We start from the raw sequence: 13,671 nt of genomic DNA on the forward strand, positions 1-13,671 counted from the left end.
GAAGGACGCAGGAAGGGCCCCCACCGGGTGGTGGGGGCCCTTCCTGGAATGGTTGTCCGGCGGTGTCCTACTCTCCCACCCCGTCTCCAGGGCAGTACCATCGGCGCTGAGAGGCTTAGCTTCCGGGTTCGGAATGGGACCGGGCGTTTCCCTCTCGCCATGACCGCCGTAACACTGTGAACGTGACCAACCCCCGGCCCCCACACCCCCGGCGCGGATGTCCGCGGGCGGGGTGGGGCGGGTTGGGTGCGTTCAGAACCGCACAGTGGACGCGACACAAGACTCTTCCGATGCTGCTTGCTGGTGGCTTGACCGGTGGTGTGGCGTGGTCAAGCCCTCGGCCTGTTAGTACCGGTCAGCTCCACACCTTGCGGTGCTTCCACTTCCGGCCTATCAACCCGCTGGTCTGGGCGGGGGCCTTACCCCATTGACTGGGTGAGAGACCTCATCTCGAAGCGAGCTTCCCGCTTAGATGCTTTCAGCGGTTATCCCTGCCGAACGTAGCCAACCAGCAGTGCACCTGGCGGTACAACTGGCACACCAGAGGTTCGTCCGTCCCGGTCCTCTCGTACTAGGGACAGCTCTTCTCAAGTCTCTTACGCGCACGGCGGATAGGGACCGAACTGTCTCACGACGTTCTAAACCCAGCTCGCGTACCGCTTTAATGGGCGAACAGCCCAACCCTTGGGACCTACTCCAGCCCCAGGATGCGACGAGCCGACATCGAGGTGCCAAACCATCCCGTCGATATGGACTCTTGGGGAAGATCAGCCTGTTATCCCCGGGGTACCTTTTATCCGTTGAGCGACACCGCTTCCACCTGCCGGTGCCGGGTCACTAGTCCCAGCTTTCGCTCCTGCTCGACCCGTCGGTCTCACAGTCAAGCTCCCTTGTGCACTTGCACTCGACACCTGATTGCCAACCAGGCTGAGGGAACCTTTGGGCGCCTCCGTTACCCTTTGGGAGGCAACCGCCCCAGTTAAACTACCCACCTGACACTGTTCCTGATCCGGATCACGGACCCAGGTTAGACATCCAATTCGACCAGAGTGGTATTTCAACGGCGACTCCACGAACACTGGCGTGCCCGCTTCCACGTCTCCCACCTATCCTACACAAGCCGAACCGAACACCAATATCAAGCTGTAGTGAAGGTCCCGGGGTCTTTCCGTCCTGCCGCGCGTAACGAGCATCTTTACTCGTAGTGCAATTTCGCCGAGCCTGTGGTTGAGACAGCTGAGAAGTCGTTACGCCATTCGTGCAGGTCGGAACTTACCCGACAAGGAATTTCGCTACCTTAGGATGGTTATAGTTACCACCGCCGTTTACTGGCGCTTGAGTTCTGAGCTTCGCACACCCGAAGGCGCACTAACCCGTCCCCTTAACGTTCCAGCACCGGGCAGGCGTCAGTCCGTATACATCGTCTTACGACTTCGCACGGACCTGTGTTTTTAGTAAACAGTCGCTTCTCACTGGTCTCTGCGACCCCCCACCGCTACCCACCGCACGGATGGTCACAGTCAGGGGTCCCCCTTCTCCCGAAGTTACGGGGGCATTTTGCCGAGTTCCTTAACCACAGTTCGCTCGATCGCCTCGGTATTCTCTACCTGACCACCTGAGTTGGTTTGGGGTACGGGCCGCTCGGAACTCGCTAGAGGCTTTTCTCGACAGCATAGGATCATCGGATTCGCCTCACTCGGCTATGCGTCAGGCCTCACCCTGCATGTCCGGCGGATTTGCCTACCAGACGGGCCACACCCTTGCACCGGTACTACCACTCACCGGCCCGACTACCTTCCTGCGTCACCCCATCGCTTGCCTACTACCAGTCCGGGTCCCCAGCTACTCCCCGCGACCCGTCCGAAGACGAGCCACCGGTTTCGGTGGGTCAGCATCGCTGGGTCCAGCATGGGCGTTCCTTCGCGGGTACGGGAATATCAACCCGTTGTCCATCGACTACGCCTGTCGGCCTCGCCTTAGGTCCCGACTCACCCTGGGCGGATTAGCCTGGCCCAGGAACCCTTGGTCTTCCGGCGGGGGAGGTTCTCACTCCCCTCTCGCTACTCATGCCTGCATTCTCACTCGCATGGCGTCCACGGCTGGATCCCTCCGCCGCTTCACCCGCCACACGACGCTCCCCTACCCACCCCACCACCTGGCCGCCATCCCGAAGGATGCCGGCGGGCTATCGGTGGAGTGCCACGGCTTCGGCGGTGTGCTTGAGCCCCGCTACATTGTCGGCGCGGAACCACTTGACCAGTGAGCTATTACGCACTCTTTCAAGGATGGCTGCTTCTAAGCCAACCTCCTGGTTGTCACTGCGATCCCACATCCTTTTCCACTTAGCACACGCTTAGGGGCCTTAGCCGATGATCTGGGCTGTTTCCCTCTCGACTACGAACCTTATCGCCCGCAGTCTCACTGCCGCGCTCTCACTTACCGGCATTCGGAGTTTGGTTGACGTCAGTAACCTTGTGGGGCCCATCAGCCATCCAGTGCTCTACCTCCGGCAAGAAACACGCGACGCTGCACCTAAATGCATTTCGGGGAGAACCAGCTATCACCGAGTTTGATTGGCCTTTCACCCCTACCCACAGCTCATCCCCCAGGTTTTCAACCCTGGTGGGTTCGGTCCTCCACGCGGTCTTACCCGCGCTTCAACCTGGCCATGGGTAGATCACTCGGCTTCGGGTCTAGGACACGCGACTAGAAACCGCCCTGTTCGGACTCGCTTTCGCTACGGCTACCCCCCACGGGTTAACCTCGCCACGCACCACTAACTCGCAGGCTCATTCTTCAAAAGGCACGCAATCACCGCCCGCACACGAAGCGCGGATTCACGGCTCTCACGGCTTGTAGGCACACGGTTTCAGGTACTATTTCACTCCCCTCCCGGGGTACTTTTCACCTTTCCCTCACGGTACTCGTCCGCTATCGGTCACCAGGGAGTATTCAGGCTTAGCGGGTGGTCCCGCCAGATTCACACCGAATTCCACGGGCTCGGTGCTACTTGGGATACAGAAACAAGGAGACGACAGGCTTTCACCTACGGGGCTCTCACCCTCTACGGCGACCCCTTCCAGAGGCCTTCGGCTAACCCGACCGCTTTCTCACTCCCCGCCACCCCGGCAGAGGCGACACGACTGTCCCACGACCCCGACGACACAACGCCTGCCGGCTATCACATGCCATCGGTTTAGCCTCATCCGCTTTCGCTCGCCACTACTCACGGAATCACGGTTGTTTTCTCTTCCTGTGGGTACTGAGATGTTTCACTTCCCCACGTTCCCTCCACACGCCCTATGTGTTCAGGCGCGGGTCACACCACATGACTGGTGCGGGGTTCCCCCATTCGGACACCCTCGGATCAACGCTCGGTTGGCAGCTCCCCGAGGCATATCGCAGCCTCCCACGTCCTTCATCGGCTCCTGGTGCCCAGGCATCCACCGTGTGCCCTCAACATCTTGACCACACACAACCCACCCCTCCACGACCCCTCCCGAAGGAGACAGCCGCGCCCGGGGGCGGGACACCTACAAGCAAACACCCTGCAAACAAACTCTGCAAAACAGAGATCAAAAGATGCTCGCGTCCACTGTGCAGTTCTCAACGACCAACCCGCAAACCCTCCACACGACCCCACCAGCACCGAGAACACTCGGCCGGTCTGAGACCAGGAAGGCCCGGACGAAGACAGCAACCCCTCCCGCCACAGGCTCACACCCACAGCAGCAGAGCCCGCTCCCTCAGGACCCAACAGCGTGCCTACGACCGACCCACCCCTGCCACCCCGTTCCCCACGCCACCAGTGAAGATGACGCCGTACTAGGAGCAGCAGCAGCTGCCGGCCGAACTGGTCAGCGTTCCACCCTCGAGCACTGTCACGAGCACCCGCGGCCACCCGGTAGTGGGCGACCGTCACGACCCGCGCACAGCTCTGCACCCGACAACCATCCGGCTGCCGAGCGAGATGCTCCTTAGAAAGGAGGTGATCCAGCCGCACCTTCCGGTACGGCTACCTTGTTACGACTTCGTCCCAATCGCCGATCCCGCCTTCGACGGCTCCCTCCCACAAGGGGTTGGGCCACCGGCTTCGGGCGTTACCGACTTTCGTGACGTGACGGGCGGTGTGTACAAGGCCCGGGAACGTATTCACCGCAGCGTTGCTGATCTGCGATTACTAGCGACTCCAACTTCATGGGGTCGAGTTGCAGACCCCAATCCGAACTGAGACCGGCTTTTTGGGATTCGCTCCACCTCACGGTATCGCAGCCCTTTGTACCGGCCATTGTAGCATGTTTGCAGCCCTAGACATAAGGGGCATGATGATTTGACGTCATCCCCACCTTCCTCCGAGTTGACCCCGGCAGTCTCCCATGAGTCCCCACCATCACGTGCTGGCAACATGGAACGAGGGTTGCGCTCGTTGCGGGACTTAACCCAACATCTCACGACACGAGCTGACGACAACCATGCACCACCTGTGCACGACGCCAAAGGCACCCCGCATCTCTGCGAGATTTCCGCGCATGTCAAGCCTAGGTAAGGTTCTTCGCGTTGCATCGAATTAAGCAACATGCTCCGCCGCTTGTGCGGGCCCCCGTCAATTCCTTTGAGTTTTAGCCTTGCGGCCGTACTCCCCAGGCGGGGCGCTTAATGCGTTAGCTGCGGCACGGAGACCGTGGAATGGCCCCCACACCTAGCGCCCAACGTTTACGGCGTGGACTACCAGGGTATCTAATCCTGTTCGCTCCCCACGCTTTCGCTCCTCAGCGTCAGTTGTTGCCCAGAGACCCGCCTTCGCCACCGGTGTTCCTCCTGATATCTGCGCATTTCACCGCTACACCAGGAATTCCAGTCTCCCCTGCAACACTCGAGTCTGCCCGTATCGACTGCAGGCCCGGAGTTGAGCTCCGGGTTTTCACAGCCGACGCAACAGACCGCCTACGAGCTCTTTACGCCCAATAATTCCGGACAACGCTTGCACCCTACGTATTACCGCGGCTGCTGGCACGTAGTTGGCCGGTGCTTCTTCTGCTCCTACCGTCACTTCCGCTTCGTCGGAGCTGAAAGAGGTTTACAACCCGAAGGCCGTCATCCCCCACGCGGCGTCGCTGCGTCAGGCTTCCGCCCATTGCGCAATATTCCCCACTGCTGCCTCCCGTAGGAGTCTGGGCCGTGTCTCAGTCCCAGTGTGGCCGGTCACCCTCTCAGGCCGGCTACCCGTCGTCGCCTTGGTAGGCCACTACCCCACCAACAAGCTGATAGGCCGCGGGCCCATCCCCAGCCGGAAACCCTTTCCACCACCAGACCATGCGGCCAGCAGAGGACATCCGGTATTAGCCCCAATTTCTTGGAGTTATCCCAGAGCCGGGGGCAGGTTGCCCACGTGTTACTCACCCGTTCGCCACTCATCACCACCCGAAGATGGATCAGCGTTCGACTTGCATGTGTTAAGCACGCCGCCAGCGTTCGTCCTGAGCCAGGATCAAACTCTCCGTAGATGCTTGAACCAGGCCGAGAACCGAGACCTGACAGATCTCGATCACATCAACCAAAGGAATCCCACCCAGGCATCACGCCCAGGCCGGGGTTACTACTTGGCACTGACTTTCGGCACGCTGTTGAGTTCTCAAGGAGCGGACGCACACCAACTCCACCCTCTCGGGCTTCCTCGGTGACGGCTTGTCCCACTGTACGCCGACTCGTGGAGCCCTGCACCACTCGGGTGGTCTCCGCGGCCCTCCCGGGCCCGTCCGGCGCGAAGGGAACAGTACACGACCGTGGAGGGGTGTGCACGCCGGGTCCGGCGCACGCAGCCGGACCGGTCTCAGAGGCCCAGGAACCCCTCGATGCCCACGGTCAGGCCGGGGCGCCGGCCGACCTCCCGGACGGCGAGCAGGACGCCCGGCATGAAGGAGGCACGGTCGAAGGAGTCGTGCCGGAGCGTCAGGGTCTCCCCCGCCGCACCCATCAGCACCTCCTGGTGGGCCACCAGCCCGGTGAGCCGGACGGCGTGGACCGCGACCCCCTCCACGTCGGCACCGCGTGCCCCGGGCAGGGTGTCCGTGGTCGCGTCCGGCGACGGCGGCATCCCCGCCGACCGGCGGGCGGCCGCCACCAGGCGGGCCGTCCGCACCGCGGTGCCCGAGGGGGCGTCCACCTTGTTCGGGTGGTGCAGCTCGACGATCTCGGTCGAGGGGAAGAAGCGGGCCGCCTCCTGCGCGAAGCGCATGAGCAGCACCGCGCCGATCCCGAAGTTCGGGGCGATGACCACGCCGAGGTCGGGCTTGGGCCGGAGCCACTCCGCGACCGTGGCCAGCCTGTCCTCGTCGAAGCCCGTCGTCCCGACGACGCAGTGGATGTCCTGGTCGATGCAGAAGCGGATGTTGTCCATGACGACGTCCGGGCGGGTGAAGTCCACGACCACGTGGGCGCCGGCGTCGGACACGTTGAACAGCCAGTCGCCGTCGTCGACCATCGCGACCAGCTCGAGGTCGTCGGCGGCGGTGACCGCGTTGACCACCTCGGTGCCCATCCGGCCGCGCGCGCCCAGGACGGCGACCGGGATCCTCGGGGACTCCGACGCCGCGGTACCGGGGGCCTGCTGCTCGGACGACGGGCGGCTGGTGGTCACCCGGCCAGGCTTCCCGGCGTCCCCGCGCGGCGCAAGGCGGCTCCGGAGCCGGCGGTTCAGCGCGCCACGGAGCGGCGCTCGCCCGCGGACCAGGCGAGCAGGCCGAGGGCGACGCCGGCGCCGTCGGCCAGCCAGTCGAGCACCGACCCCGAACGCTGCAGAGCCGTGACCGCCTGCACCACCTCGCTCACCGCCCCGTAGGCGACCAGGAGGACGGCGAGCGGTCCCGGCCGGACCCCCGCCCAGCGTCCGGCGAGGGCCAGGGCGAGGAACAGGGTCAGGTGCACCACCTTGTCGACGCCGGGGGGTGCCGACGGCACGTCGGCGCCGGGCGCGAACAGGACGGCGAGGGAGACGAGCACCGTCACGGCGAACGCGCCGCGCGACAGCGCCCCGTGCACGCGCATGGCGGGGTGCGGACGGCGGGCGGTCATCGCGGGCGGTCCCCGGGTACGGGCGGGGTCAGAGCCGGTCGAGGTCGGACTCGCGGTACGGGCCGACGACGGCCAGGCAGGTCTCGCGGCCCAGCAGGTCGGCGGCCACGGCGCGCACCTGGTCCTCGTCGACCGCGGCGATCCGGTCGAGCACCTCGCGCACCGGCACGTACTCCCCGTGCGAGAGCTCGCTCTTGCCCAGGCGGCTCATCCGCGAGCCGGTGTCCTCCAGCCCGAGCACCGTCCCGCCGCGCAGCTGGCCGCGCCCGCGGGCGACCTCCTCGCCGGTGAGACCCTCGGCGGCCACCCGGGCCAGCTCCTCGCGGACCAGCCGCAGGACCTCGGGCACCCGCTTCTTCGCGCACCCGGCGTAGACGGAGAACGACCCCGTCCCGGCGTAGGAGGTCAGCGCCGAGCCGACGCTGTAGACCAGCCCCCGCTTCTCGCGGATCTCCTGGAACAGCCGCGAGCTCATCCCGCCGCCCACCGCGGTCTCGAGGACGGCGGCGGCGTAGCGCCGCTCGTCGAAGCGGCTCAGGCCCAGGCTCCCGAGCAGCAGGTGCGTCTGCTCGGTGCGGCGGGACACCAGCCCGGTGGCCCGCGCCGGCCGGTCGAGGACGACGTCCTCCCCGCGGCGCAGCGGTGCCGGGGACGCCGAGCCCGACAACCGCCCGCCGAAGACCGCCGTCACCAGGTCGACCACCTGCTGGTGGTCCACCCGGCCGGCGGCGGTGACCACCATCGAGGGGACGGCGTAGCGGGAGCGGTACCAGCCGTCGACGTCGTCGCGGGTCAGGCCCTCGATCGAGTCGATGGTGCCGAGCACCGAGCGGCCCAGCGGCGTGCCGCCGAAGAGCGTCTCGGAGAAGAGGTCGTGCACGAGGTCGGAGGGCTCGTCGTCGCGCATGGCGATCTCCTCCAGCACCACCGTGCGCTCGGACTCCAGGTCCTCGGCGGTGTTGAGCGCCTCGGTCACCAGGTCGCCGAGCAGCGTGACGGCCAGCGGCAGGTCACTGGCGAGCACGTTGGCGTAGTAGCAGGTGTGCTCCTTGGCGGTGAAGGCGTTCATCTCACCGCCGACGGCGTCCATCTCCGTCGCGATCTCCAGCGCGCTGCGGCTGCGGGTGCCCTTGAACAACAGGTGCTCGAGGTAGTGCGAGGCACCGGCGACGCGGTCGGTCTCGTCGCGCGACCCGACGCCCACCCAGATGCCGAGGGTGGCCGAGAGCACCCCGGGCATCGTCTCGGTCAGCACCCGCAGGCCGCCGGGCAGCACGGTGCGCTCCACCCGGCCGCCGACCTCGTCGACGTCGAGGACGCGGGGCACACCGACCGGGGCCGGGGCGGCGGCGAGGTCGGTGGACCCCTCCCCCGCCCCGGCCCCGGTCGTGATCGGGTCGGCGGTCGTGTCAGGCCTCCGCGGGCGCGGGGGCCTCGGCCGGCGTGGCGCCGTCGCCGGCGGGAGCACCGTCACCGGCACCCTCGGCGGCCACCGGCACGAGGCTGATCTTGCCGCGGGCGTCGATGTCGGTGATCTCGACCTGCAGCTTGTCCCCGACGTTGACGACGTCCTCGACCTTGCCGATGCGCTTGCCGCCGCCCAGCTTGCTGATGTGGACGAGACCGTCCTTACCCGGCAGCAGCGAGACGAAGGCGCCGAACGGCGTGGTCTTGACGACGGTGCCGAGGAAGCGCTCGCCGACCTTCGGCATCTGCGGGTTGGCGATCGCGTTGATGCGGTCGACCGCGGCCTGGGCCGAGGGGCCGTCGGAGGCGCCGACGTAGATCGTGCCGTCGTCCTCGATGGTGATGTCGGCGCCGGTCTCGTCCTGGATCGAGTTGATCATCTGGCCCTTGGGACCGATGACCGCGCCGATCTTGTCGACCGGGATGCGCACCGTGGTCACGCGCGGGGCGTAGGGGCTCATCTCGTCGGGGCCGTCGATGGCCTCGTTCATCACGTCGAGGATGTGCAGGCGGGCGGCGCGGGCCTGGGTCAGCGCCTGGGCCAGCACGTCGGACGGGATGCCGTCGAGCTTGGTGTCCAGCTGCAGGGCCGTGACGAAGTCCTTGGTGCCGGCGACCTTGAAGTCCATGTCACCGAAGGCGTCCTCGGCACCGAGGATGTCGGTCAGCGCGACGTACTGCGTCTTGCCGTCGACCTCGTCAGAGACCAGGCCCATCGCGATGCCGGCGACCGGGGCCTTGAGCGGCACACCGGCGTTGAGCAGCGCCAGGGTCGAGGCGCACACCGAGCCCATCGACGTCGACCCGTTGGAGCCCAGCGCCTCCGACACCTGCCGGATCGCGTAGGGGAACTCCTCGCGGTCGGGCAGCACCGGCACCAGCGCCCGCTCGGCCAGCGCGCCGTGGCCGATCTCGCGCCGCTTGGGCGAGCCCACCCGGCCGGTCTCGCCGGTGGAGTACGGCGGGAAGTTGTAGTTGTGCATGTACCGCTTGCGGGTCACCGGCGACAGCGTGTCCAGCTGCTGCTCCATGCGCAGCATGTTCAGCGTGGTGACCCCGAGGATCTGGGTCTCGCCGCGCTCGAACAGCGCCGAGCCGTGCACCCGCGGGACGACCTCGACCTCGGCCGACAGCGGCCGGATGTCGGTCAGGCCGCGACCGTCGATGCGGACCTTGTCGCGCAGGATGCGCTGCCGGACGACCTTCTTGGTGACGGCGCGGAAGGCGGCCGACACCTCCTTCTCGCGACCGGCGAACCGCTCGGCCAGGGAGGAGACGACCTCGTCCTTGAGCGCGTCGGTGGCGTCGTTGCGCTCCTGCTTGCCGGCGATCGACTGCGCCTGGGTGAGCCGGTCGAGGGCGGCGGACTCCACGGCGGCGTAGACGTCGTCCTGGTAGTCGAGGAAGCGGGGGAAGTCGGCGACCGGCTTGGCGGCCTTCTCCGCCAGCGCGGACTGCGCGTCGCACAGCGCCTTGATGAACGGCTTGGCCGCCTCGAGGCCCTGCGCCACGACCTCCTCGGTCGGGGCGGGCGAGCCGCCGGCGACCAGCTGGATGGTCCGCTCGGTGGCCTCGGCCTCGACCATCATGATCGCGACGTCGCCGTCCGGGAGGACGCGGCCGGCCACGACCATGTCGAAGACGGCCTCCTCGAGCTCGGAGTGGGTCGGGAAGCCGATCCACTGGCCGTCGACGAGCGCGACGCGGGTGCCGCCGACCGGGCCGGAGAACGGCAGGCCGGAGAGCTGGGTGGAGGCGGACGCGCCGTTGATGGCCAGCACGTCGTAGAGGTGGTCGGGGTCCAGCGCTAGGACCGTGATGACGACCTGGACCTCGTTGCGCAGGCCCTTGGCGAACGTCGGGCGCAGCGGGCGGTCGATGAGCCGGCAGGTGAGGATCGCGTCCTCGCCCGGGCGGCCCTCGCGGCGGAAGAACGAGCCGGGGATGCGCCCGGCGGCGTACATCCGCTCCTCGACGTCGACGGTCAGGGGGAAGAAGTCGAACTGCTCCTTGGGCTGGCGGCCGGCCGTGGTGGCCGACAGCAGCATGGTGTCGCCCGTGGTGACGACGACGGAGCCGGCGGCCTGCTTGGCCAGCCGGCCGGTCTCGAAGGTGATGCTGCGGCTGCCGCGACTGCCGTTGTCGATGACCGCGGTGGCGGTGGTGACCCCGTCCTCGGGGTCGAACTCGGCGGCGATGCTGTGCTGGGTGGGTGCGGACACTGTGTCCTCTTCCTTCGTCGCATGCGGCGACGTCCTCTGCGGCGCGATCTCGCGCCGGCGTCCTCCTCGGCGTCCCCTGCGCCGACGGCGTCCGGGGCGACCGGTCTTCGATCGAAACCCCCGGGACCCTGTGTCCCCCGCGGGAGGACCGGTCATGCCCGGGGGCCACCACCGAGGACCGGTGCGCTGCGCGCCGTGGTGGCCGGGGTCGTGCGGCGGGTGCCGCACGAGAGAGGGGACCGTCCCGGCGGGACGGTCCCCTCGACGTGCTAGCGGCGCAGACCGAGCCGCTCGATCAACGAGCGGTAGCGGGTGATGTCGGTCTTGGCCAGGTAGTTCAGCAGCCGGCGACGGCGGCCGACCAGGAGCAGCAGGCCCCGGCGGCTGTGGTGGTCGTGCTTGTGCTGCTTGAGGTGCTCGGTCAGGTCACTGATCCGGCGGGTGAGCATCGCGACCTGGACCTCGGGCGAGCCGGTGTCCCGCTCGACCGTCGCGTAGTCGGTCATGATCTGCTGCTTCGTCGCGCTGTCGAGCGCCATGGGCGGGCCTCCGGGGGTCCGGTCAGGTGTGGCCCCCGGTCTGGGTCACGGGGGCAGGTGGCACACACGTCGGGCAGGGCCCGACGTGGACGAGGTTACCAGCGCGGTCCGCGGGCCCCGTCGGCATGATCACCGCGCGGGCGGCAGCCCGAGCACGGCGCGGGTGCGGGCGACGTCGTCGGCCATCGCGGCGACCAGCGCGTCGACGCCGGTGAAGGAGGTCATCGGCCGCAGCCGCTGCACGAACTCGACCCCGACGTGCTCGCCGTAGAGGTCGCCGGAAAAGTCGAGCACGTGGGCCTCGACGGTGCGCCTCGACCCCTGGAAGGTCGGGTTCGTGCCGACCGAGATCGCGGCCGGGGCGCTGCCGAGGGTGGCCCCGGAGACGTCGCGGGTGACCAGGGAGCCGGCGTAGACGCCGTCGGCCGGGATGGCGGTGAACGGCGGCGTCTCGACGTTGGCGGTCGGGTACCCGAGCTCCCGGCCGCGCCGGTCACCCCGGACGACGACGCCGTCGACGCGGTGCGGGCGGCCCAGCGCCCGGGCCGCGCTGCCCATGTCACCGGCGGCGACGCAGGCGCGGATGTAGGTCGAGGAGATGGTCACCTCGCCGTCGGCCGAGGCGTCCCCGGCCAGAGGCACGCCCTCCACGGCGAAGCCGAACCGGCGCCCCGCCTGGGTGAGCGTCTCGACGGTGCCGGCCGCCCTGTGCCCGTAGGTGAAGTTCTCTCCCACGACGACCGCGGCCGCGTGCAGGTTCTCCACGAGCACCGCGTGGGCGAACTCCTCGGGGGTCCACCGGCTGAACTCCTGGGTGAACGGGACGACGCACATCGCGTCGACGCCCAGGCCGGCGACCAGCTCGGCCTTGCGGTCGAGCGAGGTCAGGATCGCCGGGTGCGTGCCCGGGCGGACCACCTCGGTGGGGTGCGGGTCGAAGGTGACCAGCACGCAGGGGCGGCCCAGCCCGCCGGCCCGGGCGACGGCGGTGCTGATGAGCTGCTGGTGGCCGCGGTGGACGCCGTCGTACATGCCGACGGTGACCACCGTCCGGCCGAGGTCGGCCGGGGTGTCCGCGAGCCCGCGCCAGCGCCGCACGCGCACGCTCCCCTGACCGCCGTCGGGGTCGCTCAGGCGACCCGGTGCAGCCAGCCGTGGGTGTCGGGCACCCGGCCGTGCTGGACGTCGAGCAGGTGCTCGCGCAGCCGCATGGTCAGCGGCCCGGGCTCCCCGTTGCCGACGGTGAAGTCGCCGGTGCGCGCCTTGACCTCGCCGACGGGGGTGATGACCGCGGCGGTGCCGCAGGCGAAGGTCTCGGTGACCGTGCCGTCGGCGACGCCGGAGCGCCACTCGTCGACGCTGAACCTCCGCTCGGTGACCCGATGGCCGGTCTCCCGGGCGACCGTGATCAGCGAGTCGCGGGTGATGCCGGGCAGCAGGGTGCCGGTGAGCTCGGGGGTGACCAGCTCGGCGTCGTCGCCGTCGCCGAGGACGAAGAACAGGTTCATCCCGCCCATCTCCTCGACGTAGCGCTTCTCCACCGCGTCGAGCCACACGACCTGGTCGCAGCCGGCGGCGATGGCCTGCTCCTGGGCCAGGAGGCTGGCGGCGTAGTTGCCGGCGCACTTGACGTCGCCGGTGCCGCCGGGCGCGGCCCGGATGTAGTCCTCGGACAGGTAGACGCTGACCGGGTGGACGCCGCGCGGGAAGTAGGCGCCGGCGGGGCTGGCGATGACCAGGAACAGGTACTCGTGCGCCGGGCGGACGCCGAGGAACGGCTCGGTGGCCAGCTGGTAGGGCCGGATGTAGAGCGTCTGGTCCGGACCGGTCGGCACCCAGTCACGGTCGGCGTCGACGAGGGCGTCGACGGCGCTGATGAACGCCTCCTCGGGCACCGGCGGCATGGCCAGCCGGCGGGCGCCGCGGGCGAAGCGGGCGGCGTTGGCCTCGGGCCGGAAGGTGGCCACGCTGCCGTCGGGCTGGGCGTAGGCCTTGAGCCCCTCGAAGATCGACTGGGCGTAGTGCAGGGCCGCCGTGGCGGGGTCGACCTGCAGCGGCGCGTACGGCGTCAGCCGGGCGTCGTGCCAGCCGCGACCGGCGGTCCAGCGGGCCACGAACATCGAGTCGGTGAAGTGCCGGCCGAAGCCGGGGTCGGCCAGCACGGCCTCCCGCTCGGCGGCCGGACGGCGGGTCACGTCCTCCACGGTCACCGGCACGCCCTCGGTGAAGACCCGGGAGGAGGTGCGGCTGTCGGCGAGCGTGTCGGTCATGTCTCCCACCTGCGCGTGCTCGGGGCGGGACCGGCGGACGACCGGCCCGCCGTCCACACTAGCGCCGGGCGCGGCGGCGGCCGGGAGGCGACCGCCGCCGTC

Annotated in this window: 7 protein-coding genes and 3 rRNA genes; all 10 read right to left on the bottom strand. The window is 68.2% G+C overall.

Annotated features, from left to right (window positions below):
- Positions 1-54: 54 nt before the first annotated feature.
- A 5S ribosomal RNA gene (gene rrf / locus ACWIZO_RS00005) occupies positions 55-171 on the bottom strand.
- Positions 172-325: 154 nt separating this feature from the next.
- Positions 326-3,470 (bottom strand): 23S ribosomal RNA (locus tag ACWIZO_RS00010).
- Between the two features lie 511 nt (positions 3,471-3,981).
- Positions 3,982-5,504, bottom strand: a 16S ribosomal RNA gene (locus ACWIZO_RS00015).
- The 16S, 23S and 5S rRNA genes sit together here, the layout of an rRNA operon.
- A gap of 326 nt (positions 5,505-5,830) precedes the next feature.
- A complete protein-coding gene (dapB, locus tag ACWIZO_RS00020; protein ID WP_448640539.1) occupies positions 5,831-6,637 on the bottom strand; it encodes a 4-hydroxy-tetrahydrodipicolinate reductase in 807 nt (268 codons plus the stop codon).
- 56 nt (positions 6,638-6,693) lie between these two features.
- Complete coding sequence (locus tag ACWIZO_RS00025; RefSeq protein ID WP_448640540.1) at positions 6,694-7,071, bottom strand: VanZ family protein; 378 nt, start codon at positions 7,069-7,071, stop codon at positions 6,694-6,696.
- Between the two features lie 28 nt (positions 7,072-7,099).
- Entirely contained in the window at positions 7,100-8,398 is a 1,299-nt protein-coding gene (locus ACWIZO_RS00030) for a M16 family metallopeptidase (RefSeq protein WP_448640541.1), read from the bottom strand.
- 82 nt (positions 8,399-8,480) lie between these two features.
- Positions 8,481-10,760, bottom strand: a complete 2,280-nt coding sequence (locus ACWIZO_RS00035; protein ID WP_448640542.1) for a polyribonucleotide nucleotidyltransferase — start codon at positions 10,758-10,760, stop codon at positions 8,481-8,483.
- 269 nt (positions 10,761-11,029) lie between these two features.
- Entirely contained in the window at positions 11,030-11,299 is a 270-nt protein-coding gene (rpsO, locus tag ACWIZO_RS00040) for a 30S ribosomal protein S15 (protein ID WP_448640543.1), read from the bottom strand.
- Between the two features lie 129 nt (positions 11,300-11,428).
- Positions 11,429-12,397 (bottom strand): bifunctional riboflavin kinase/FAD synthetase, encoded by a 969-nt coding sequence (locus ACWIZO_RS00045; protein ID WP_448640544.1) that lies wholly within the window; start codon positions 12,395-12,397, stop codon positions 11,429-11,431.
- 32 nt (positions 12,398-12,429) lie between these two features.
- On the bottom strand, positions 12,430-13,569 hold the full coding sequence (locus ACWIZO_RS00050; protein ID WP_448640545.1) for a branched-chain amino acid aminotransferase: 1,140 nt from the start codon (positions 13,567-13,569) through the stop codon (positions 12,430-12,432).
- Positions 13,570-13,671 lie beyond the last annotated feature (102 nt).

This window comes from Geodermatophilus sp. URMC 63, from assembly GCF_053502565.1.

Excerpts from the sequence above, each read along its gene's own strand:
- ACWIZO_RS00025 (WP_448640540.1), bottom strand. The coding sequence starts at position 7,071 with ATGACCGCCCGCCGTCCGCACCCCGCCATGCGCGTGCACGGGGCGCTG.
- rpsO (WP_448640543.1), bottom strand. The coding sequence starts at position 11,299 with ATGGCGCTCGACAGCGCGACGAAGCAGCAGATCATGACCGACTACGCG.
- ACWIZO_RS00050 (WP_448640545.1), bottom strand. The coding sequence starts at position 13,569 with ATGACCGACACGCTCGCCGACAGCCGCACCTCCTCCCGGGTCTTCACC.